The following is a 22,126-nucleotide window of genomic DNA, read 5'->3' as shown; positions in this document are numbered from 1 at the left end:
CCCCTTATCGTTCTTGTTATCCCGTAGGCGCAACGCCTGCGGCAAGGGAGCGGCTGCATCAGACTACGAACTTGAATCGCCGGGCCTTGCTGCGTGGGCAGTCGGGCGTCATCAGCTAACTCCATTCAATGGCGAGTATAGACAGCGACTGGAAATTGCAATGTGAGGACGTAAATGATCTGAAACAGCCAGGACTTGCGTTCGAGGGCACGAATGGAGAAGGATGCAGACGAGTGGTGGCAAACGGATATAACGAGGGTGCATCAAGGATGAAATAATTATGACAAATGCGTCTTAGCATTTTTCGTAAGCCAGCTAACTTATGTCTTCCCTATTTCATTGCCTTGTTTCCTGGAGTTTTCATGAACACCGCCGCATTGCGCGAGCAGATCCAAACAGCCCAACAACATGAGAAAGACACCGGCCTGCTGACTCGTCAGCTGGAAAGCAAGCTGCCTCATTTACATCCGGCGATCCAATTGCCGGAAGCCGACGCCCAAGGCGTGCTGACGCGTTTTGTCGCCGCCTACATCGAAGAAGTGCCAGACCTGCTGGATGCAGCCAATGAGGTCGCCAGGGAAGCGGGAATCGAATCGCAGATCAAACCGGTGCTGAAAATCGCCGAGCAGTATTTCCTCCAGCCGCCGGCCATCATGGCCGGGCACGTTGGCCTGGACAGCCTGCTGGACGAAGCCTATCTGGCGCACCGTTTTGTCGAAGAGGTCAACGACCTCTACATCAAGCATTTCGGCCAGCCACTGATCCCCTTGGACATGACGGTCGCCAATCTGATTGCTCACCAATTGATCGGTGAGGAATTTGCCAACCAACTGGACGAAGCAGTGCATCACGCCATCGACGAGATGCTCAACGAAGAGAGTTTTGCGCTGGAGTCGGTAGAGGCCTACCGCGAAAAACTCAGCAGCCCGGACACCGGCGCCGCGTGGAAACGCTGGCCGTGCATGGGCCGCCGACTGGGCGTGGGCCTGGAGCTGGATCAACCCGCCGCCTGATTTAAAGGCGTGCGCAAATGCCAATGTGGGAGGGGCTTGCTCCCGAAGGCGGTGTGTCAGTCACTAACAATGTCGACTGATCCACCGCTTTCGGGAGCAAGCCCCCTCCCACAGGGGGTATTTGCAAACCAAGTGTTTAGCCAGCCGCCCCTATACCGACATTCGTCCGGACCCGCCCCTCAAGCCGTCGCTTCAACCCACGCGACTCGATCAACAGCTTCGCCCCCTTCGCCGCATTCGCCCGGCCCCACTCTTCCAGCAACTCCAGACACGAATGGTCGATGTAGCTCAGGTTATTGAGCGGCACATGCACCGTCGTGCCCGTTGGAATCGTGTTCAGCACCTGCGTCAGTGCCGGCACCTTGAGGAACGTCGCCGCGCCGAGCAGACGCAACTCCATCTCGCCTTTCTGCGGCAGATCGATCAGGCTGATTTTCAGTCGTGAAGCCTTGAACGCCAGTTTCAGCAAGGTCAGACCGAAACCGATCAGTACGCCGGTCAGCAGATCCGTGAAGATGATCGCCAGCGCCGTCGCGGCGTAAGTGAACATCGGCATCCGGCCATAACGGCTCAGACCACGGAAGACTTTCAGGTCCACCAGTTTGAAACCGGTATACACCAGCACACCCGCCAGACTCGCCACCGGAATGCTTTGCAGCACGCTCGATAACAACAGCACGAACGCCAGCAACCACAGGCCATGGAAAATCGTTGAGTAACGCGTGGTCGCACCGGCCTGAACGTTGGCCGAACTGCGCACGATCACCCCGGTCATCGGCAGCGCACCGACCAGACCGCAGAGCATGTTGCCCACGCCCTGCGCCGACAGTTCACGGTCGAAGTCCGAGCGTACGCCGCTGTGCATCCGATCGACCGCGGCCGCCGACAACAGGGTTTCGGCGCTGGCGATAAACGCTACGGCAAGCGCAGCGATCAGCAGCGTCGGATCCGCCAGACTGAGCAGATCCGCAGGTTTCAGCCAGTCGATGGCTTGCGCCAGGTTCGCCGGCACTTCAACCCGTTTCACCTGCAAAGCGAGCATCAGACTGGCCCCCGTGGCCAGACCGACCCCCAGCAATGCGCCGGGAATGAAGCGCAGCGAATGCGGGCGCAATTTCTCCCACAGCCACATCACCGCAATGGTTGACAGCCCGAGCAGACCGGCCTGCCAGCCTAACGACGGCAAGGCTTGCGCCACTGCGCCGGGGAAGGCCGTGAGGTTATCCAGGCCGGAGGGCTTTGGTGAGGCGTCGAGCATTACGTGGATTTGTGAGAGCACGATCAACACGCCGATCCCGGCCAACATGCCGTAAACCACCGCTGGTGCCGTGACCCGAAACCAGCAACCGAGCTTCAGGCGCCCGGCCACCCATTGCAGAAAACCGGCCAGCAGCAGAATCGGCCCGAGCATCTCGATGCCGTGCTGTCGTACCAGTTCGAACACCAACACCGCCAAACCCGCCGCAGGCCCACTGACCTGCAAAGGGGAACCGGCCAGCCAACCCACCACCAGACCACCGATGATCCCGGTGATCAACCCTTTGGCCGGTGGCAGCCCCGACGCAATCGCAATGCCCATGCACAGCGGCAGGGCGACCAGAAACACAACCACCGAAGCCAGCAGCTCCCGTGGCAACACCGCTTTCAATTGAGCTGCACGCATGGTGATTCTCCCGAAGTTTTCTTCAGGCGTGGCAAGGCCGGGCCGCTGAAACAGCGGCCGGCGTCAAACCACACAGATTTTTAGGAAGATTTAGAAGCGCGCTTTGGGCGTCGCCACCGGAATCGGATGGCTGCCGTCGAGCGGCAGGAATCGACTCTGATCCGCGTCGTAAGCTTTGATTTCGCTGGTTTCGATGTTGTAGACCCAGCCATGGATGAACAGATGACCGTTCGCCATGCGTGAGGCTACCGAAGGATGGGTACGCAAGTGCTGCAATTGGGCGATGACGTTTTCCTCGGTGAGGATCGGCATGCTTTCTTTTTCGTCGGCGCAGTGACAGTTGTCGTGCACCATGGTTTTCGCGACTTCAGCGTGGCGCAGCCAGGCTTTGACCGTCGGCATTTTTTCCAGGCTGTCCGGGTTGAGCACCGCACGCATGGCGCCACAATCGGAGTGCCCGCAGATGATGATGTGCTGCACGCCCAGCGCCAGCACCGCATATTCGATGGCGGTGGAAACGCCGCCGTTCATCTGGCCGTACGGCGGAACAACGTTGCCGACGTTACGCGTCACGAACAGGTCGCCGGGTGAACTCTGAGTGATCAGCTCGGGGACGATGCGCGAATCGGCGCAGGTAATGAACATCGCCCGTGGCGATTGGGCCGTGGCGAGTTTCTTGAAGAGTTCTTCCTGCTGCGGGAAGACCTCATGATGAAAATGCAAAAAGCCGTCAACGATCTGTCGCAGCGCTGCATCAGCGGATTGCGCCTCAGGGGCTTGCGCCGACGCAGCCAACGGCTGTTTATCCTTGTCACTCATGATTGATCCTCTTTGGCGGATTCAGGGAGTCATGCCCCGGTATTCCGGTATGAAGCCAGTGGCTGTTTAAACATCCGGGTCATCCCGACCCGTCAGTCACTCGATGAACAAGGTAGCCGCCGAAACTTAACTCAAACTGAATCAAGCGCTCTAGAACGTGTGTTCCAGGTCACAAAAAACGTGACTGAGGTATTTCGACGGAGGGGTTCCAACCGCTCAACCATAGGTCAATTGTCGCTAAATCAACGACATCTGGCGACCCGGCGGACAGAAGGCTGTGCAATTTTTATCGGGCCTTGCGGTGGGTGAGTCCTTCCTCGCCGCGACAAGTCGTGGCGGCGTCGCTGACACTTAGCCATTGGGGGCCAGAGCAATGGCCCGAGCCAGTCCTTGGGTTAACGATACGAAACCTGATGAAACAGATGTTGAATGGCGTTGAAGATGATGCCCCGTATGATCCGAAGTGCCAAGGCGTTCAATAAGGCAAATAAATTAAAAAAGGGATTTTTTATGACATCTGTTTTGCGTCCAAATAGTATCAAAGGTATTTTTCTAGAAAAGGTGGAGATTTCGCTGCCTCGCAAAGAGATCATGGTGATCATGAACTTTGCAACTAAACAAAAACAACAGGATCCAGAAACAAAGCTTATAACCGAGAAGTTGGTTGACATTAAACAGATTGCTGCAATATCACGCGATAACGGCAAAAATTTTGAGGTCGGGCCATACGGCGATATGGACGGTGACGGTGATATTGACCGTCATGACCGGGCGAAGTTGATAGCGTTGGCGAAGGCTTACAGTGGCATCGTCATTGTGTAAATAAAGACAAGGCCTGTATGAGTTCTCATACAGGCCTCGTTATATCCATGCATTGGCCCATTTGCTAAATCAATGACATCTGCCGTCCTGGCGGACAGAAAGCTGTGCAATCGAGGTTGTAGCCCTCGCGGTGATTGAGTCCAAGACGCTTGATGGCCTTGGCAAAGCGTTGCGCGAGCAGATCGGCAAACGGCCCTTCGCCCCGCATCCGTGCGCCGAAACGGCTGTCGTAGAGTTCGCCGCCACGGCTCTGGCGGATCAGGCTCAGCACATGCGCCGCCCGTTGCGGATAGTGTGCTTGCAGCCACTCCTCGAACAGCGGCGCCACTTCCAGCGGCAGGCGCAGCATCATGTACGCAGCGCTTTGCGCGCCGGCGGCGTGGGCCTCGGTGAGCAGGCTCTCGATCTCGCTGTCGTTGATCATCGCAATCATCGGCGAACACAACACGCCCACCGGAATCCCCGCCTCGCGCATCACCCGGATTGCCCGCAGTCGTGCCTTGGGCGCGGCTGCGCGGGGCTCTAGGATGCGCTTGAGCTCATCGTCCAGCGTCGTGAGGCTGATCATCACCGCCACCAGCCGTTGCTGCGCCAGTTTGGTCAGTAGATCGAGATCGCGCAGGATCAGCGAACCTTTGGTGACGATGGTCACCGGATGTCGATAGCGCAAAAGTACTTCGAGGATCTGACGAGTGATCTTGTGTTCGCGTTCGATCGGCTGATACGGATCGGTGTTGGAACCGAGATTGATCGGCGCGCATTGATAGCCTTTTTTCCCGAGTTGTTCTTCAAGTACCTGTGCGGCATTGGTCTTGGCGATCAGCTTCGTTTCAAAATCCAGACCCGGCGACATATCCCAATAGGCGTGGCTGGGCCGCGCGTAGCAATAGATGCAGCCGTGCTCGCAGCCACGATAGGGATTGATCGAACGATCAAAGGGCAGATCCGGCGACGTGTTACGAGTGATGATGGTCTTCGCGGTTTCGATCATCACCTCGGTGCCCTGCGTCTCGGGCACTTCCTGATACCAGCCGTCGTCCTCGACCACCGAACGGTTCGGCGCGAAACGGTTGTGCGGGTTGGTGGCGGTGCCGCGACCGCGGGGAGGGAGATGGCTGATCATTGAAGAATCTCGGGTCTGTATATGCATACAGTATCCGGTAATGCCCATCGTGATCCAGTACCGTTCAGCCATGCAGCCTGCTGATAGGTTTCTTAAATAGCTACAACTATGGAAAGCCCGCGATACATATGTTCCGTTGTATATGAAAATTATCAAATATAGTCTTGTTCAACTTTCAGGTACTGACGCCTGATTTTAAATTAAAAGGACTTTATGTATGTCGTACCTCAATCAACGTGGTGTTTTTTTACAAATGATGCTGCCGGGTCCATCGGAGCCCAACACGATTGTTTCCATGCAACTTGCCCGCAAGGAACTGGGCTGGAATGCCGAGGAGCAACTATCGACTGAGGCGTTGGTCGATTCGATTTACGTGGTCGCGGTATCCGCTGATCGTGGCAAGTCCTTCACCATCCGCACGGACAAGAAAGATGTCGACGGCGACGGTGACATTGATGGCGATGACAAAGCCAAGTTGATGGCGCTGGCCAAGGCTTATGCAAGTATCGTTAATCCGTAAGGCGCACGGCGATAAATGCAAGAAAACCCTGCATGATTCACGCATGCAGGGTTTTTTGTCGGACAGTGTTTCGTCGACACCGTAGCAACCATGTCAGCGCTTATTTCAAACTTTAAAATCTCTCATTGACGCAAAGGAGACCGCGATTTTTCTGAAAATAAACTCATCGTCCAGATCAATATCGCCATCACCGTCTGCGTCCGTCGATCCTGACACTTTTTTATACATACCCTTGTCATAACCTGTGACGGTCACGACTGAATCCGGGCGAGTCAAATCGGAGTTCGCGACATTAAACAAACCAATGTTGACGTCGGCAAGTTTGCTCCCTGAGGCGTTGTCTCCAAATGAGATAAGTATGCATCGATAAAGACGGCCCGCACCGACGGTACTCAAACCGACCAAAGCAGAGGCGAGGTCGCCTGCCAGGGCATAATAGGATTCGTCATCCTCATCAATGTCACCGTCGCCCTCGACGTCGTCGACTCCGGTGACCGTGTCAAATTTTCCGTTGGCGGTATTGGCGTACGCCGTGACCACAACGTCGGGCATTGAATTAACTGCATCTCCATTGTTGTACCGGGAAATTACCGCTTCTGCCTTTCCGTCCCCATCCGTGTCTTTGAACTCATATAGCAATGAATAGCTCATGTCTTTGTGCTCCATACCAAGGCGATATTAAGGGCAATTGCGTCTGCGTCCCTTTGCACCCTAAGTAACGTAAAGAAGAGTGTCTACTGTCAGAGTTGACAGGTGTCAGTATTTACAGTGGTTATTGTTCAGGCCAGACGACTGTATGGGTATACATCCTGTCAAGTCTGACAGTAGACCCGATTTCTCCCCAACTTTAATGTCCAGAAACCTAGGCACGATTGTCGGTTGTACGGGCGAAATCAACTGAAAGGACTTGATCAATGGCTATCAGGATATTGCTGGAAATTGCGGATATGGACCGAGACGGAAATCCTGAGGTCGCGTTTTATCACTACGATGAAGACGCGACCGAAATGATGGACTACGACTACTCGCTCTTCGCCTCTTCATCGGAAGGCAATGGTCGTTATGACCTGATTTCCGAAGACGCCGTTGACGCCGATGGCGATGGTGACGTCGATAAATACGACAAAAAACTCTACCTGCAGTTAGCCGATGCCTTTGCGCAATTCAAGGGCTTTCAGTCCACGCGTTGAATTGCCCGCTGACACAGCGAAAACCCCCATGCCATGTCAGCGGTATTCAAGCCTCGTTACTGCGCAGTAACTTGCCCCAGGTCATCCCCGGAAGTGGTCTGCGTATCGTTCTTGCGCAGGCTCGCGACATCGGCAGCGTTCACCGGCGCGCCCCTGTTGCCCCAACTGCCGCGAATGAAGCTCACCACATCCGCCACTTCCTGATCCGACAACCGCCAGGCAAAGCCGGGCATGGTGAAGGTCGAAGGCGCGGTGTGCGTTGCCGGCAATGTCCCGCCCTTGAGCACGATGTGGATCAATGAGGTTGGATCTTCCGATTGCAGCACCGGATTACCTGCCAGCGCCGGGAATACCCGCGTATAGCCTTGGCCGTCGGTGCGGTGGCATGCCGCGCAGTTGTCGATGTAAACCGACGCGCCGCGCTGGCTGTCGTCACCGTTCCATAGGGCCTTGGCGGCATTTTCATCGTACGAGTGCGGTTGATCGTTCGGATCAGTCGCTGGCAACGACTTCAGGTAGCGAGCAATTGCAGTCAGGTCGGCGTCGGTCATGTATTGCATGCTGTGGGTGACCACATCGCTCATGCCGCCGAACACTGCGCTGCGGTCACTGCGGCCGGTCTTGAGGAACTGCACCAGTTGCTCTTCGCTCCAACTGCCGAGGCCGTCCTTGTGATCGCCGCGCAGGCTCTTGGCGATCCAGCCTTCCAGTGGCGCGCTGCCGGCCAGGAACGTGCTGCCATCGGCCGCGCTCAGGGATTTTTCCTGCATAGTCAGGGCACGCGGCGTGTGGCAGGCGCCGCAATGGCCCAGGCCTTCCACCAGGTACGCCCCACGGCTGATCACCGGATCATCCGATGTCGCTTTATAGCCCTCGACCTTCGGCGCAAACATCCAGCGCCAGCCCATCAGCGGCCAGCGCATGCTCAACGGCCATGGAATGTCGCTGGCCTTGTTCTGTTGCGCCACCGGTTCTACGCCTTGCATGAAATACGCGTACAGCGCTTTCATGTCGGTTTGGCTGACACGGGCGTAGGACGGATACGGCATCGCCGGGTACAACGTACTACCGTTTTTAGCGACACCATGACGTACGGCCTGATCAAAGTCCTCGAAGCTGTAATCACCGATGCCGGTTTTATCCGGAGTGATGTTGGTCGAATAGATCGTGCCGATCGGGGTTTCCATCGGCAGGCCACCAGCGAACGGCTTACCGTTTTTTGCAGTGTGGCAAGCCACACAGTCGCCGGCACGGGCGAGGTATTCGCCCTTTTTGATCAAAGATTGATCGACTTCGGCGGCCTGCAAAGAGGCGCTGCCGAGCAGGGCCAAGGTCGCGATAACAAGATTTTTCATGGTCATCGCTCCTTAAGCCTGAACCAGCGGGCCGGGGTTTTTCAGGTATTGCTCGCGGATCGCTTTTGCCGACCAGTAGGTCAATGCAGCCACCAGCCCGGTCGGGTTGTAACCCAGGCCCTGCGGGAACGCTGAAGCGCCCGGCACGAAGACGTTATGCACGTCCCAGCTCTGCAAGTAGCGGTTCAGCGCGCTGGTCTTCGGATCGGTGCCCATGATCGCGCCACCGTTGAGGTGCGTGGTCTGGTAGGCCGCGGTGTTGAAGTGATCGCCAACTTTCTTGCCAATCACCGCAATGGCTTTCGGGCCCATCGCCTCGGCGACTTTGCCCATTTTCTCGACCATGAAGCGGTTCATTTTGATGTCGTTTTCCTGCCAGTCGAACGTCATCCGCAGCAGGGGCAAGCCGTAGGCATCGCGGTACACCGGGTCGAGATCGAGGTAGTTGCCTCTGTAGGATTGATGCGCGCCGTGAGCGTCCATCGACACCTGGTGGGTGTAGTAATCGGCGGTCGCGCGTTTCCAGGCACTGCCCCAGGCCGGAGTGCCCGGTGGGTTGGAGGTGCCGGCAATCGGTCGGCTGCCAGCCTGGTTGACCCACATTGGCGAACCGCCGACGAAGCCGTGCGGGCCGTGGTCGAAGTTGTCGGCGTTGAAGTCATCCAGCGCCACGCCGTTACCGCCGGCGCCGATGAAGTTGTTGGTGTGGGTGTCCTTGTCGAAGAACGCCTTGATGGTCGCCATGTTCTGGTAGGCGAAGTTACGCCCCACCACACCTTCGCCGCTGATGGGGTCGTAAGGTTTGCCAATCCCGGAAAGCAGCATCAGACGCACGTTGTGCAACTGGAAAGCGCCGAGGATCACCAGGTCCGCCGGTTGCTCGATCTCGCGGCCCTGGCTGTCGACGTAAGTGACGCCGGTGGCTTTGGTTTTGGTGCTGTCGAGGTTGATCCGCAGCACATGGGCATTGGGTCGCAATTCGAAATTCGGCAGCGGCTTGAGCGCCGGCAGAATGTTCACGTTCGGCGAGGCCTTGGAATACATGTAGCAAACGTAACCGCTGCAGAACCCGCAGAAATTGCACGGGCCCATCTGCGCGCCGTAGGGATTGGTGTACGGGCCCGAGGTATTGGCCGAAGGCAGGTTGTAGGGTTTGTAACCAACCTGCGTAGCCGCTTTGCCGAACAGCTGTGCGGACACGGTGTTTTTCTGTGCCTGCAGCGGGAACGGGTTGGAGCGATCCGGTGCGTAAGGGTTGCCCCCCTTGCCCTGACCGACCAATTGACCTTTCACGGTCCAGGCCTGGCCCGACGTGCCGAAGACCTTTTCGGCGAAATCGAAGAACGGTTCCAGCTCTTCATAGCTGACGCCGAAGTCCTGGATGGTCATGTCTTTGGGGATGAAGCTTTTGCCGTAACGCTCTTCGTAATGGCTGCGCATGCGCAACTCGATCGGGTCGACACGAAAGTGCACACCCGACCAGTGCAGCCCGGCGCCGCCGACGCCGTTGCCCGGGAGGAACGCGCCCAATTGGCGGTTGGGCAAGGCAATGTCGTTGACGCTATGGCGAATGGTCACGGTCTCTTTGGAAATGTCCTGGAAGAGTTTTTTCCGCACGCTGTAGGTCAGTTCGTCAATCACCTGTGGATAGTTGCCGTCGGGATAGGTGTCCTGCATCGGCCCGCGCTCCAGCGCCAGCACGTTGAGCCCAGCCTCGGTCAGCTCTTTGGCCATGATCGCGCCCGTCCAGCCGAAACCGACGATCACTGCGTCGACCTTCTTCATTACCGTTGCCATGCTCACGCCCTCTCGCCGCGAATCGAAACTGCCGGGAAGGGGTATTGCTCGTTGCGTTCCACCCAATCCATGAAATCGGCGCGGGCGCCGGGAAAGCCGATCATGGTCCAGCCGACCATGCCTTTATTGCCGCCGTGGATCGGGTCGCAGAAGAATCCTTCCTTGGTGTTTTGCAGCAGCAGGTTGAAGAAAATCTTCGCGGGGACGGTATCGAATTGCGGTTTTCCGGCTTCGAGTTGTTTGAGTAAATCGTCTCGGGTAGCGCTGTCTTGGTCAGCAAATACTTTACCGTTGATGGATTTTGCCCACTGATCCGTGGCGGCGATGCCGAGGCGATAGATCTCTTTTGGTACGAGTTTGCTCTGCCAGCCCATCTCCGGCGCCGCGTCGGCGTTGAAGGGGCCTTGCATGTACCAAAGGGCGCCAGCGGCATACGGGGTGTTCATCTGACGATCGATGTATTGCGGCACGCCAGCTTCCAGCGCTCCCGGGCCTTGATCGTCGTTGGGGATCAGTTGCGCCACGGCGGCATGGATGAAGGCCCATTCTTCGGCGGTGAAATAGCTTGGCTGATAATCGTCGGCGTCAGCGCGAACCGGTTGCGTTGCGGGCGCAGCTTCAGGCGCGGCTTGCAGCACGCTGCTGCCCAGACCGGTACCGGCCAGGGTGACGACGGGAATCAGGGTCAGGGATTTGCGCAAAAACTCACGCCGCGGGTTGTCTCGATCTTCATCAGACATGGGGGGGCACCTCATCGGGCATCAAGGGTGGTCAGCCGTTTCTGCGAACGGCTTGAGGATTTTTCGTCGCGACGTGGCCGGGATGATCCGGAGAGCTGCAACATGATGTGACAAATGGTAGCAGCCTAAGCATTGAGATGAATCGTTTCAGTCGAAAAAAGCCGAAATGGCTGACCCGCTTTTCACCGGATTGATGCCGATTCACATTTCTTTGACAGACGGCTCACGGGGCTTTGACCGGCAAACCTTGAAGCTTCAATTCTTCAAAAACCCGACACGGTCTACCCAGCATGTCTCGAGTGCGTCTTTTCCCCGCTTTGTGTTTGTCGCTTGTAGCAATGCTGCACCTGATCCCGGCCCAGGCGGCTGATACCGTGCCTTCCCGTCCGGAGGAGTGGGCGCAGCCGGTCGAGGTGCAATACAACCTGTTCCAGATGTCGCCGACCCTCTATCGCAGTGCATTGCCCGATAGCGGCGCAGTGCCGCTGTTGAAAAATCTCAAAGTGGCAACGGTGATCAACTTCTTGCCGGAGGCCGATAGTCGCTGGCTGTCCGAGCCAGGCATCAATCAAGTGCAGTTGTCCTATCGCACCAATCACGTTGATGACAGCGATGTGCTCAAGACTTTGCGCGCCATCCAGAGCGCCGAAGCCAAGGGCCCGGTGTTGATGCATTGCAAACACGGTTCTGACCGCACCGGCCTGATGGCAGCGATGTACCGCGTGGTGGTGCAAGGCTGGAGCAAAGAGGATGCCTTGAACGAGATGACCCAAGGTGGTTTCGGCGAAAGCGGCCATTTCAAGGATGGTGTTCGCTACATGATGCAGGCCGATGTCGACAAACTGCGCACTGCGCTGGCCAATGGTGATTGCAGCACCAGCGCGTTCGCCACCTGCTCGATGAAGAGCTGGTTTCAGACCGTCAATCTCAAGTGAGCGGAGAATTCATTGAGGCGCGGCTGCAAAAAATTGCGCGTTGACCGGTTCGCCGAGAAACGCCTGCGCCGCGCTCAGCAACGAACGTGAGTCACCGGGGGAAAAGAACGCCTCGCGAAAATCCCGCCCCGTTTGTGCGTCGAACACCCAGTCTCGCTGAAACCGCTTGAACACTTCAGTTGCCAGCACGCCAGACCATTTGTAGGCATAGACTGACGCCTCGTAACCGGTCACTAAATAGTCAAAGCCATAGGCGAAGCGGTGATAACCCGACATTCCTAGATGAGGAATTTCGCGTTGTACATCCTCGAACACTTGTTCGATGCTTCGGCCATCGCCATGAGTGTGGTGCAACTCCAGATCAAACAGCGCCGTCATCAGTAACATCGCGGTGGTCCGACTGGTGTGGGCGCCAATGGCGGCCAGCGCGGTGTTGACCCGCGCTTCTGTCAGGCGTTCGCCGCTCTGGTAATGCGCCGCCAGCCACACCAGAAACTCGGACGACAGGCACCAGTGTTCAAACAACTGCCCGGCAAATTCGGCGGTATCACGCGCCAGTTGGGAAACCCCCGACAAGTTGCGATGGGGCGAGCGCGTCAGCACATGCTGCAGGCAATGGCCGAATTCGTGGAACAGCACCCGCAGGTTTTCATGGGAGAGCAGGCACGGGTGCTCGTCGGTGGCAGGGCTGAAATTGCAGTAGAGGCAAGCAATCGGCAGTGACGGCCGTCCCTCGGCATTGATTCGACGGGTGCGCAAGACGGAGGTGAAGGCGTAGTCGGCCGCGTCTTCACGGTGATAGGGGTCGACATAGATATGCCCGATCACCTGCCCATGTTCACTGACTTCCAATAGCCGTACGCTTTCATGCCAGTGGCTGACGGTCGTTTGTTCGACGATGCTGATCCCGAACATGCGCTCGCTGAACAGACAAAGTCGGCGCAACGTGCCCTCCAGCGGGAAGTACTCACGCAAGCCTTTCAGCGCACCGTTCAACTGCTGGAGGCGTAATTGCTCGGCGAGGAAGTCTTCATCCCACGCCTGGATGTCCACAATCCCTTGGGTGTGCGCAAACGCTTTCAGGGCTTGGGCATCGCGCCGCAGGGCCGGCGTATTCAACGCCACTTGCTGGCGCAAAAAAGCTTCAACCTGTGCAGCAGAGGTGGCCATGCGGTTTTCGAGACGCAACTGAACGAGATTCTCGAAGCCCAACAATTGGGCTTTCTCGTGACGCAATGCGATCAGCACTTTGAGTACCGGATCGTTATCGAGTTTTTTCGCCTGTGGGCCTAGATCGGACGCCCGGTTGATCCAGGCCGTGAAATAGGCCTCACGCAGCGCCCGGTTTTGCGCGTGGGTCATGATTTGCCGGTAGGTGTTTTGCTCCAGCGTCAGCCGCCAGCACTCGTGTCCTGCCTCTTTGGCGTTGAGTGCCAGGCGCGCCTTCACTGCTGCTGACAAGCCTTCGAGCTGAGTGACATCGTCTATGCGTTGGCTCCACGCGGCGTTGGCCAGCTCCAGATGACTTCGAAAGCGTTGCTCCGTAAGCCGGATCTCGCCATTCAAACGGGCAAGTTTGCGCTGTTGTGCGAGCGGCAGTTCGATGCCGGACAACCGGAATTTGCGCAGAATTTTCGCCAGCGACGCTTTGCGTTGATCGTCGAAACCGGTGGCGACCGAACTCTTCGCCAGTCGTTGATAACTGCGGTACAGCGCCAGGTCAGCGGTCTTGTCGGCTCTGTACTGAGCGGCAACGACGCTGCACAACGCGCTTTCCCTGAGCCAGTCGATATCGTTGGATTTGACCGTCGAAAGCGTCTCGATAACGGCCATGGCCTCACTCAGACGTGCATCGGCTTCGTCGATGGCCACGACCAGATCGTCCCAGCCCGGATGCTCGGTCTGGCTGGTGATCACCCTGGCAATGACCTGGCGGTTATCGGTCACGATCGCGTTGATGGCTGGCAGCAGATGTTCGGCGCGTATCGCCGACCACGGTGGCAGGGTCCAGTGTTGTAAAAGGGGATTGGTGTGGAGCATGGCGTCTTCCTTGAGCGATGGCTGAAAGTGCCAGCCTAAGCAGGAAGCGTGAAAGAGGGGCGGTACATAGTTACCACCTTCCACCGCAATCGGTGGAAGGTGGCACTGACTCAGTGTTGCTCGTCGGGTTTCTTCTTCAATTTTGGATTCGGGAAGAACTGCACCGCCTGGACTTTCTTGTCCGCTGGCGGTTTGAGCGCGCTGGTGTTGACCCGCGTGCCCAGCTCTTTGGGCACCGACAGCCCTTGCTCGTTGAGCGTGTCGCAGTAACCGCAGGCCACGCATTCGCGGTGTGGCACGCTGTCCTCGTTCCACATCATCAACTTGTCCGGCTCGCTGCACGCCGGGCAAACCGCCCCGGCGATAAAGCGCTTCTTGGTAATCACAGGCCCCTCACTCATGCTGCCGCGTCCTCACTCAGGCCGCTGTGGCGCAAGAGTGCGTCAATCGACGGCTCGCGACCACGGAAGTCGACGAACAGCACCATCGGCGCCTGCGAACCGCCACGCGCCAGAATCGCTTCGCGGAAAGCGCGGCCGGTTTCAGCGTTGAGCACGCCGTCTTCTTCGAATTTGGAGAAAGCATCCGCCGACAGCACTTCGGCCCACTTGTAGCTGTAGTAACCCGCCGCGTAACCGCCGGCAAAGATGTGCGCAAAGCTGTTGGGGAAGCGGTTGTAGGCCGGTGGACGCATCACCGACACCTCGTCGCGTACGCCTTCGAGCACCTGCGCGGCGCTGCGACCGTCACCGTGGGTGGCGTGCAGTTCGAAGTCGAAGAGCGAGAACTCCAGCTGACGCACCATCATCAGGCCAGACTGGAAGTTTTTCGCCGCGAGCATTTTTTCCAGCAGGTCCTGTGGCAGCGGCTCGCCGGTTTCGTAGTGACCGGAAATCAGCGCCAGGCCTTCCGGCTCCCAGCACCAGTTTTCCATGAACTGGCTTGGCAGCTCGACGGCGTCCCACGCCACGCCGTTGATCCCTGACACGCCGGCATGATCGACACGGGTCAGCAGGTGGTGCAGGCCATGGCCGAATTCGTGGAACAGGGTGGTCACTTCATCGTGGGTCAGCAGCGCAGGCTTGCCGCTGTCGGCCGGGGTGAAGTTGCACACCAGATTGGCCACCGGGCTTTGCAGCACGCCGTCGACGGTACGACGACGGTCACGAGCGCCGTCCATCCATGCACCGCCACGCTTGTTGGCACGGGCATAGAGGTCGAAGAAGAAGCGGCCGACGTGCTGGCCGTTTTCCTTGATCTCGAACAGGCGCACGTCCGGGTGCCAGGTGTCGAAGCCTTTGAGCTCGGCAATCTCGATGCCGTACAGGCGTTGAACGATGGCGAACAGGCCGCCCAGGACCTTGTCGATCGGGAAGTACGCGCGCAGGGTTTCCTGGGCGACGCTGTAGCGTTGTTCACGGAGTTTTTCGCCGTAGAAACCGCTGTCCCAGCTTTGCAGATCGGCGCAGCCCTGTTCGGCGGCGTAGGCACGCAATTGTTGCAGATCCTGCGCGGCAAACGGTTTGCTGCGCTTGGCCAGGTCGCGCAGGAAGCTCAGCACCTGATCGCTGGACTCGGCCATTTTCGTCGCCAGGCTCAACTCGGAGAAACTGGCGAAACCCAACAGCCTGGCCAGTTCCTGACGCAGATCCAGAATCTCTTCCATCACCGGGCCGTTGTCGTTCTGGCCGGCATTCGGGCCTTGATCCGAGGCGCGGGTGCAGTAGGCGGCGTAGACTTCTTCGCGCAGCGCACGGTCTTGGGCATAGGTCATCACCGCGTAGTAGCTCGGGAATTCCAGGGTGATCAGCCAGCCGTCCAGACCTTTAGCCTGTGCGGCGGCAGCCATTTGCGCCTTGGCCGAATCGGTCAGGCTGGCGAGGGCGGCTTCGTCGGTGACGTGCTTGCTCCAGGCCTGGGTGGCGTCGAGCAGTTGGTTGGAGAAGCGGCTGCCCAGCTCGGACAGTTTGCTCTGCACTTCGGCGTAGCGCTTCTGTTCAGCTTCCGGCAGGTCGATACCCGACAGGCGGAAGTCGCGCAGGGCGTGTTCCAGAATGGTTTTTTGCGCCACGTCGAAACCGGCAGCTTGCGGGCTGTTGGCCAGGGCTTCATAGGCCTGGAACAATTCGCGGTTCTGGCCCATCTCGGTGGAGTAGGCGCTCAGGGCTGGCAGACATGACTCGTAGGCATCACGCAGTTCGGCGCTGTTGCACACGGCGTTGAGGTGGCTGACCGGGCTCCATGCCGCACCGAGGCGGTCATTGAGTTCGTCCATTGCCAGTACCAGGCCGGCCCATGTCGGGTTCTGACCTTGGGTCTTGAGGATGTCGGCGATGGCGGCGCGGTTGTCGGCCAGGATGGTTTCAATGGCCGGCAGGACGTGTTCGGCACGGATCGTGGAGAACGGCGGCAGGTCGTAGGACTGCAGAAGAGGGTTGTTCACGCTCACGGTTGGCACCTTGGCTGGAAGAAACATGCGCCCATCTTAATTACAATCGACACTCACCGCAGCTATCGGCGACAGAGAGAGAACTAATCGTGTCCCTTCGCAAATACCAGAATCACACCCCGCAGTTGAGCAACGGCGCATTTGTCGACGGCTCGGCGGTGGTGATCGGCGATGTCGAAATCGGTGAAGACAGCTCCGTCTGGCCGCTGACGGTCATTCGTGGCGACATGCACCGCATCCGCATTGGTGCGCGCACCAGCGTGCAGGACGGTTGCGTATTGCACATCACCCACGCCGGCCCGTTCAACCCGGACGGCTTCGCGCTGCTGATTGGCGACGACGTGACCATTGCCCACAAAGTCATGCTTCACGGCTGCACGGTTGGCAGCCGCGTGTTGATCGGCATGGGCAGCATTGTCATGGACGGCGCGGTGGTCGAGGACGATGTGATCATCGGCGCTGGCAGCCTGGTGCCGCCGGGCAAACGTCTGGAAAGCGGTTTTCTGTATGTGGGCAGCCCGGTGAAACAGGTCCGTGCGCTGACCGACAAGGAAAACGCCTTCTTCACCTACAGCGCGGCGAATTACGTGAAGCTCAAGGATCTGCACCTGGCTGAAGGCTACGACCAGCTCTGAATCGACTTACACCTGCTCAGGATTTCTCATGCATTACCAGACCGTACTGTTCGACCTCGATGGCACCCTGACCGACCCGCGTGAGGGCATCACTCGTTCCATTCAGTTCGCCCTCGGCAAGCTCGGAATCGACGAGCCGGACCTGACAAAACTTGAGCATTTCATCGGCCCGCCGCTGTTGCAGGCGTTCATGCAGTTCTACGATTTCGACGAGGTCAAGGCCTGGGAGGCGGTGAATTTCTACCGCGAGCGTTTCAAGGTGACGGGACTGTACGAGAACCGCGTGTTCGACGGTGTCACGCCGTTGCTGGAAACCCTGAGTGGCCAAGGGCGGCAGCTGTATATCGCGACGTCCAAGCCATGGGTGTTCGCCCGCGAGATCGCCCGGCACTTCGACTTTGCCCGGCACTTCAAGGTGATCTACGGCAGTGAGCTGGATGGCACGCGGACCAACAAAGTCGAGTTGATTGCCCATTTGATCGCCGAGGAAGGGCTGAATCCGGCGGACACGCTGATGATCGGCGATCGTAAACATGACCTGATCGGTGCGCGCAGCAATGGCCTGGATGCGGCGGCGGTGGGCTATGGGTTTGGCAGTTTTGAAGAGTTGAACGCTGAAGCGCCGGCTTATCACTTTGAAACGCTGGATGAGTTGCATCAGGCGTTTTTGCACAACAGATGAAATTGCTTTCGCGAGCAAGCCCGCTCCTGTAGGGCATGTATGTCGTATACAAGTCCAGTGTGGGAGCGGGCTTGCTCGCGAATAGGCCCGTTCAGCCAGCCAGAAATCAAGAATCTGCCAGCGTTTTCAATGCCGCCTTACGCTCGAGTACCGGTAAATTCCCCAGCCTCTCGACCTCTGAATAAAACCTCACCCAATCCCCTCCCTCCTGCCTGAACAGCGCAGCAAACGCCGGCACCCACTGGTCGTACAGTCCAAACGGCAACAGCCGCGCATTGTTCAGCGGCGCATAGACCCAGGCGTCAAAGCGCTTGTCCCCGGCCCACTGACTATCCCGCATCACCCGGTAATCCCGGCGAAACTGTTCGAACTGCGCCGCTTTGCGCTCACGCATCTGCTCGGCCGGCAATGACTGGGCGTAGAGCTTTTCCAGACGTGAACGGGTATCGAGCACCAGTGCAATGAACTGGTCACGCTGTTTGAGTTTTGAGTCGTTATCCGCTGGCAATCCGCGAAACGCCCGCCATTGCCGGGTGCCTTCCTGCTCGACGAACGTGGCGAAGGACTCGTTGAACTCGGTGTCGTCCTTCACATAGAAGCGCTGATGGGCCAACTCATGAAAAATCAGTGTGGCCAACCGCTCGTCGCCCCAACCCATCATCGAATTGAGGATCGGGTCGTTGAACCAGCCCAGCGTGGAGTACGCCTCGACGCCGCCGATCGACACGTCCATGCCCTGCAGGCGTTGGATCGCGGCTTCGCCCCGGGCCGCGCTCTGGCTGTAGTAACCGCGATAGGCCACGCATCCGGCAATCGGGAAACAGTGGTTTTGCGGGGTCAGCGAAAACTCTTGGGTGGCGAACACATTCCACACCACAAACGGCCTTCCAATGTCGGCGTACAGGCGATAGCTCTGGTTATCCGGAAGGTGCAAGTGCTGGCTGGCGAAGGTGCGGGCCTTTTGTGACTGCGCCAAGTGTGCGCGTAACTTTACGTCGCGGCTTGGGTCGGCAATTACCTCGGCCACCGGCTCGCGGGCCCGCAGCAATTGCCATTGACCGCTGGCCAACTGGCCGTAGTAGCTGACGCTGGCGCAACCGTTGAGCAACAAAAACATCACACCCGGAAACAAAATCCGAAAAACGCGATCAAGTAACCGATGGCTTGAAAGCGGCCTGATCAAAATAAGAAACCCCTGGAAAGTCTGCCCGCAAGACTATCCCGCCCATTGGAGCTGCGCTATGCGTATGTTGATGCTGACAGGAGGCCTGCTGACGCTGGCCGGATGTGCCGGATTTGGAGTGCCGGATCCTGACCCCTCGCAGGCCTGGATCGATCTGAATGCCCGGCAGCAGGACACGGCACTGCAAGCGCTGCAAGTCGACCGCAAGGCTGCCATCGACAGACGCTATTTCGAGGTGCAGCCCGGCAGTCATGAGCTGACGGTGCGTTATCAGTTTCCGGTGGAGGCCACCAATATTGGTCCCGACGCCGAGCCGCTCTGGCGCGATTGCCAGTTGAACGTGAAATTCAACGGTTTCAACGCCGGCCAGCGTTATCAATTGCAGGCCGGCAGTATCGGTTTCCGACCTTGGGCCAAGCTCTATGACGAGCAGCGCAAGGTTGTGGGGCAGGGCACTCCGGCGGGCTGTCAGAAGACTTGATCGGCGCTATGCTCAATGTCCCATCCAAAGGACATTGATCATGCGCAGGTTGACGTTGTTGCTTGCTGCAAGTGTGGTTGCCGGCTGCCAGAGCCCGATGCCAGCGGCTGACCCTGGTAAGGCCTGGGTCGACTTCGCCATGCCCACCCCTGGCGGCAAAGTGCTGATGGCGGAACGGCTGGACAAACAGAGAATGCCGGACGGACGGTTTTTCCAGGTCACGCCGGGCAGTCACGAGTTGACGGTTCGCTTTGATTTCGAGGTGTTCGGCGGTGGCATGAGCATGAACACCGATCCGCAGGAGCGGCTGTGTTACCTGACCGTGCGTTACGATCATTTCGAGGCCGGGCAACGTTATCGTCTTGAAGCCAGGTCACTGGCATTTACGCCAAGCGCCCGGTTGATCAATCACCAAGGGCAGATCGTTGCCGAAGAACGGCAGGTCAACTGCGTGCCTTGATCGACTTCAACTGTCGTTTTTCTGATAGATGATCGCTTTGGTGCCGTTTTCACACGAGCCTACGACCATGGCGATGTCGTGTTTTGCGGCCTCTTCCTTGCTGACGATTTCCAGCGTGTAGGAGGGCACGGCATTCGCCTGGATTTTGATTTCGATCTCGTTCTTCAATTCTTCACAGTCTTTGGGTGCGGCAAGAGCCGAGGTGGCCAGTGCACTGCAAAGAATCGCCAAGCCAATACGTTTCATGATTGAAGCTCCCTGAGGCAGCGCGCACGGATGTGCGCTGAAGCTGCTGTCATTTATTCGACCATACTATCGCTCAGCGAGTTCTGACTTCGCTCACAGGTCTTGTTAATCGGCTCAGGCTTCGTGGGGATTTTCAGGTCGCCTTCGCGAGCAAGCCCGCTCCCACAGAGGATCTTTGGTGTTCACAAGATCTGTTGTGGGAGCGGGCTTGCTCGCGAAGACGTCGGCTCAGCCAACGCCTGCTTATGCGACCAGCGATGCCTCAAGGGTGATCTTCGCATTGAGTACCTTGGACACCGGGCACCCTTCCTTGGCCTTGTTGCTCAGTTCTTCAAACTGCGCCTGACTGGCTCCCGGGATCTTCGCCTTGAGAATCAGCTTCACCGCCGTGATCGCAAAACCGCCATCGACCTGGTCGAGGGTGACTTCAGCGTCGGTGTCGATGCTGTCGGCCTTCAGGCCTGCATCGCCGAGAATCATCGAAAACGCCATGGAGAAACAACCGGCATGTGCGGCGCCGATCAGTTCTTCCGGGTTGGTGCCCTTACCGCCTTCGAAACGGGCCTTGAAACCGTAGGGTGCTTCTCTGAGGACGCCGGTTTCAGTAGAAATCGAGCCGATACCGGTTTTCAGATCACCTGCCCAATGTGCGGATGCTTTCTTAACGATAGCCATGCTGCCTCCTCAAGATCGGGCGCGGAACACCGCGCCGTTATGAATTTTGCTTGCAAGGCTTCTGAGGATAGACGCCGGGACAAAGTTCAGCTCGTCTGAATCGTTGACTTTTTTAGTAGGATTTTTCGTTCTGCTATTGAAACTCGGGTATATGCCCTCATTGCACAAAACACGCTTATGATTCGGCAGGTTTTCGTTCGCAAGAAAAACCTGCCTCCTCACTCGGAGAAGCAGGTTTATGAAGCAACTCTCAGACGTAAAATTTTCTACCCTCGATCTGGTGCCAGTGCGCGAGAACGGCAGCCCCGCGCAATCGCTGCGCAACTCGCTGAACCTGGCGCAGCATGTCGAGAAACTCGGCTATACGCGGTTCTGGGTGGCTGAACACCACAACATGGACGGCATCGCCAGTTCCGCCACTTCAGTGCTGCTCGGTTATCTGGCCGGTGGTACGTCGACCATCCGCGTCGGCTCCGGCGGCGTCATGCTGCCCAACCACGCACCGCTAGTGATCGCCGAGCAGTTCGGCACGCTGGAAAGCCTGTATCCGGGGCGGATCGACTTGGGGCTGGGCCGCGCGCCCGGCTCCGATCAAATGACTGCCCGTGCCCTGCGCCGCGAGCGCTCCGGCAGCGCCGACGATTTCCCCGAAGATGTTGCCGAGTTGGCGCGCTTCCTCGGCCCGCGCACCCCGGAGCAACGAGTCATCGCGATGCCCGGCACCGGCACCCATGTGCCGATCTGGCTCCTTGGTTCCAGCCTGTTCAGTGCACAACTGGCCGGCGAGCGCGGTTTGCCCTACGCCTTCGCCTCACATTTCGCACCGCGCTTGATGCATGAGGCGATCCGCGTCTACCGCAATCACTTCAAACCGTCGGCAGTGCTCGACAAGCCGTATGTGATGCTCGGTGTGCCGCTGGTGGCCGCTGATACCGATGAGCAAGCGGATTACCTGGCGACCTCGGTGTACCAGCGCATTCTTGCGCTGATGCGTGGGCAAAGTCTGGTTCAGCGCCCTCCCGTGAAAACCATGGACGGGCTGTGGCTGCCCCACGAGCGCGAGGCTGTGGGCGATTTCCTCGGTCTGGCAATGGTCGGCAGCCCGCAGAAGATCCGCGCCAAACTGGAAATGCTGGTTGAGCAGACGCAGGCCGATGAGCTGATTTTCACCTGCGATCTGTACGAGCATGCTGATCGTCTGCATTCCTACGAGTTGCTGGCGCAGGTGATGAAGGGCTGAGACGGTGCACCGTCCCCCATTGGAAACGTGTTGACCACAAAAAAGCCGACGCATGAGC

At 58.1% G+C, this 22,126-nt stretch carries 23 protein-coding genes; 10 read left to right on the top strand and 13 right to left on the bottom strand.

The annotated features are described in order from the left end of the window. Positions 1 to 362 precede the first annotated feature (362 nt). The gene (locus tag ACIOU6_RS18555; RefSeq protein WP_221732289.1) at positions 363 to 1,013 is read left to right on the top strand and encodes a hypothetical protein; all 651 of its coding nucleotides are present in this window, start codon (positions 363 to 365) and stop codon (positions 1,011 to 1,013) included. Between the two features lie 136 nt (positions 1,014 to 1,149). On the opposite strand, the gene ACIOU6_RS18550 is transcribed toward ACIOU6_RS18555, so the two are convergent. Both ACIOU6_RS18550 and ACIOU6_RS18545 read right to left on the bottom strand, forming a co-directional pair. Beyond that, positions 1,150 to 2,676 carry a SulP family inorganic anion transporter gene (locus ACIOU6_RS18550; protein WP_401138574.1) on the bottom strand — a complete coding sequence of 509 codons (1,527 nt, stop codon included), beginning with the start codon at positions 2,674 to 2,676 and terminating at the stop codon, positions 1,150 to 1,152. A gap of 90 nt (positions 2,677 to 2,766) precedes the next feature. After that, positions 2,767 to 3,495 carry a carbonic anhydrase gene (locus ACIOU6_RS18545; protein ID WP_221732291.1) on the bottom strand — a complete coding sequence of 243 codons (729 nt, stop codon included), beginning with the start codon at positions 3,493 to 3,495 and terminating at the stop codon, positions 2,767 to 2,769. A 429-nt stretch (positions 3,496 to 3,924) separates the two neighbouring features. Between ACIOU6_RS18545 and ACIOU6_RS18540 the strand changes: the two genes are divergently transcribed. After that, a complete protein-coding gene (locus ACIOU6_RS18540) occupies positions 3,925 to 4,317 on the top strand; it encodes a hypothetical protein (protein WP_221732292.1) in 393 nt (130 codons plus the stop codon). Between the two features lie 64 nt (positions 4,318 to 4,381). On the opposite strand, the gene ACIOU6_RS18535 is transcribed toward ACIOU6_RS18540, so the two are convergent. After that, positions 4,382 to 5,440 carry a PA0069 family radical SAM protein gene (locus ACIOU6_RS18535; protein WP_401138573.1) on the bottom strand — a complete coding sequence of 353 codons (1,059 nt, stop codon included), beginning with the start codon at positions 5,438 to 5,440 and terminating at the stop codon, positions 4,382 to 4,384. Positions 5,441 to 5,657: 217 nt separating this feature from the next. On the opposite strand from ACIOU6_RS18535, the gene ACIOU6_RS18530 reads away from it, so the two are divergent. Next, the gene (locus ACIOU6_RS18530) at positions 5,658 to 5,960 is read left to right on the top strand and encodes a hypothetical protein (RefSeq protein WP_221732294.1); all 303 of its coding nucleotides are present in this window, start codon (positions 5,658 to 5,660) and stop codon (positions 5,958 to 5,960) included. 105 nt (positions 5,961 to 6,065) lie between these two features. Here the strand turns inward: ACIOU6_RS18530 and ACIOU6_RS18525 are convergent, their stop codons facing one another. Further along, entirely contained in the window at positions 6,066 to 6,611 is a 546-nt protein-coding gene (locus ACIOU6_RS18525) for a hypothetical protein (RefSeq protein WP_221732295.1), read from the bottom strand. A gap of 263 nt (positions 6,612 to 6,874) precedes the next feature. On the opposite strand from ACIOU6_RS18525, the gene ACIOU6_RS18520 reads away from it, so the two are divergent. After that, positions 6,875 to 7,150, top strand: coding sequence for a hypothetical protein (locus ACIOU6_RS18520; RefSeq protein ID WP_221732296.1), 276 nt, complete (start codon positions 6,875 to 6,877; stop codon positions 7,148 to 7,150). A 56-nt stretch (positions 7,151 to 7,206) separates the two neighbouring features. Here the strand turns inward: ACIOU6_RS18520 and ACIOU6_RS18515 are convergent, their stop codons facing one another. Genes ACIOU6_RS18515 through ACIOU6_RS18505 form a run of 3 tightly spaced genes read right to left on the bottom strand, consistent with a single transcriptional unit; the run spans position 7,207 to position 11,042 of the window. Further along, the gene (locus ACIOU6_RS18515) at positions 7,207 to 8,505 is read right to left on the bottom strand and encodes a c-type cytochrome (protein WP_401138572.1); all 1,299 of its coding nucleotides are present in this window, start codon (positions 8,503 to 8,505) and stop codon (positions 7,207 to 7,209) included. A 12-nt stretch (positions 8,506 to 8,517) separates the two neighbouring features. Then, the gene (locus ACIOU6_RS18510; RefSeq protein WP_401138571.1) at positions 8,518 to 10,302 is read right to left on the bottom strand and encodes a GMC family oxidoreductase; all 1,785 of its coding nucleotides are present in this window, start codon (positions 10,300 to 10,302) and stop codon (positions 8,518 to 8,520) included. Positions 10,303 to 10,304: 2 nt separating this feature from the next. Then, positions 10,305 to 11,042, bottom strand: a complete 738-nt coding sequence (locus ACIOU6_RS18505; protein WP_401138570.1) for a gluconate 2-dehydrogenase subunit 3 family protein — start codon at positions 11,040 to 11,042, stop codon at positions 10,305 to 10,307. Between the two features lie 290 nt (positions 11,043 to 11,332). Between ACIOU6_RS18505 and ACIOU6_RS18500 the strand changes: the two genes are divergently transcribed. After that, on the top strand, positions 11,333 to 11,977 hold the full coding sequence (locus ACIOU6_RS18500; RefSeq protein ID WP_221732300.1) for a tyrosine-protein phosphatase: 645 nt from the start codon (positions 11,333 to 11,335) through the stop codon (positions 11,975 to 11,977). A 9-nt stretch (positions 11,978 to 11,986) separates the two neighbouring features. Here the strand turns inward: ACIOU6_RS18500 and ACIOU6_RS18495 are convergent, their stop codons facing one another. The 3 genes from ACIOU6_RS18495 to prlC all read right to left on the bottom strand — a co-directional run bounded on the left by ACIOU6_RS18495 (position 11,987) and on the right by prlC (position 16,493). Continuing rightward, positions 11,987 to 14,017, bottom strand: coding sequence for a M3 family metallopeptidase (locus ACIOU6_RS18495; RefSeq protein WP_401138569.1), 2,031 nt, complete (start codon positions 14,015 to 14,017; stop codon positions 11,987 to 11,989). 110 nt (positions 14,018 to 14,127) lie between these two features. Continuing rightward, positions 14,128 to 14,418: a YheV family putative zinc ribbon protein gene (locus ACIOU6_RS18490; protein WP_339494997.1), complete on the bottom strand. Its 291-nt coding sequence runs from the start codon at positions 14,416 to 14,418 to the stop codon at positions 14,128 to 14,130. Beyond that, on the bottom strand, positions 14,415 to 16,493 hold the full coding sequence (gene prlC / locus ACIOU6_RS18485; RefSeq protein WP_401138568.1) for an oligopeptidase A: 2,079 nt from the start codon (positions 16,491 to 16,493) through the stop codon (positions 14,415 to 14,417). The genes ACIOU6_RS18490 and prlC overlap by 4 nt, the downstream gene beginning before the upstream one ends. Positions 16,494 to 16,555: 62 nt before the next feature. Here prlC and ACIOU6_RS18480 point away from each other — a divergent pair, with 62 nt between their 5' ends. Beyond that, positions 16,556 to 17,101: a gamma carbonic anhydrase family protein gene (locus ACIOU6_RS18480; RefSeq protein WP_221732304.1), complete on the top strand. Its 546-nt coding sequence runs from the start codon at positions 16,556 to 16,558 to the stop codon at positions 17,099 to 17,101. 28 nt (positions 17,102 to 17,129) lie between these two features. After that, positions 17,130 to 17,783 (top strand): HAD family hydrolase, encoded by a 654-nt coding sequence (locus ACIOU6_RS18475; RefSeq protein ID WP_401138567.1) that lies wholly within the window; start codon positions 17,130 to 17,132, stop codon positions 17,781 to 17,783. Between the two features lie 106 nt (positions 17,784 to 17,889). On the opposite strand, the gene ACIOU6_RS18470 is transcribed toward ACIOU6_RS18475, so the two are convergent. Further along, on the bottom strand, positions 17,890 to 18,966 hold the full coding sequence (locus ACIOU6_RS18470) for an aminopeptidase (protein ID WP_221732306.1): 1,077 nt from the start codon (positions 18,964 to 18,966) through the stop codon (positions 17,890 to 17,892). A 58-nt stretch (positions 18,967 to 19,024) separates the two neighbouring features. On the opposite strand from ACIOU6_RS18470, the gene ACIOU6_RS18465 reads away from it, so the two are divergent. Both ACIOU6_RS18465 and ACIOU6_RS18460 read left to right on the top strand, forming a co-directional pair. Then, a complete protein-coding gene (locus tag ACIOU6_RS18465; RefSeq protein ID WP_221732307.1) occupies positions 19,025 to 19,447 on the top strand; it encodes a hypothetical protein in 423 nt (140 codons plus the stop codon). A gap of 40 nt (positions 19,448 to 19,487) precedes the next feature. Next, entirely contained in the window at positions 19,488 to 19,907 is a 420-nt protein-coding gene (locus ACIOU6_RS18460) for a hypothetical protein (protein ID WP_221732308.1), read from the top strand. A gap of 6 nt (positions 19,908 to 19,913) precedes the next feature. On the opposite strand, the gene ACIOU6_RS18455 is transcribed toward ACIOU6_RS18460, so the two are convergent. Together ACIOU6_RS18455 and ACIOU6_RS18450 are read right to left on the bottom strand one after the other, a co-directional pair. Continuing rightward, entirely contained in the window at positions 19,914 to 20,153 is a 240-nt protein-coding gene (locus ACIOU6_RS18455) for a DUF1161 domain-containing protein (protein ID WP_221732309.1), read from the bottom strand. 243 nt (positions 20,154 to 20,396) lie between these two features. After that, complete coding sequence (locus ACIOU6_RS18450; protein ID WP_221732310.1) at positions 20,397 to 20,828, bottom strand: OsmC family protein; 432 nt, start codon at positions 20,826 to 20,828, stop codon at positions 20,397 to 20,399. A 238-nt stretch (positions 20,829 to 21,066) separates the two neighbouring features. On the opposite strand from ACIOU6_RS18450, the gene ACIOU6_RS18445 reads away from it, so the two are divergent. After that, on the top strand, positions 21,067 to 22,068 hold the full coding sequence (locus tag ACIOU6_RS18445; RefSeq protein WP_221732311.1) for an LLM class flavin-dependent oxidoreductase: 1,002 nt from the start codon (positions 21,067 to 21,069) through the stop codon (positions 22,066 to 22,068). Positions 22,069 to 22,126: the final 58 nt, after the last annotated feature.

The sequence above is a fragment of the Pseudomonas sp. NPDC087615 genome (assembly GCF_044743445.1).
Lineage (GTDB): Bacteria > Pseudomonadota > Gammaproteobacteria > Pseudomonadales > Pseudomonadaceae > Aquipseudomonas > Aquipseudomonas baetica_A.
The sequence above is the reverse complement of the archived record's forward strand: the minus strand, read 5'-3'. Positions and strand labels throughout refer to the sequence as shown.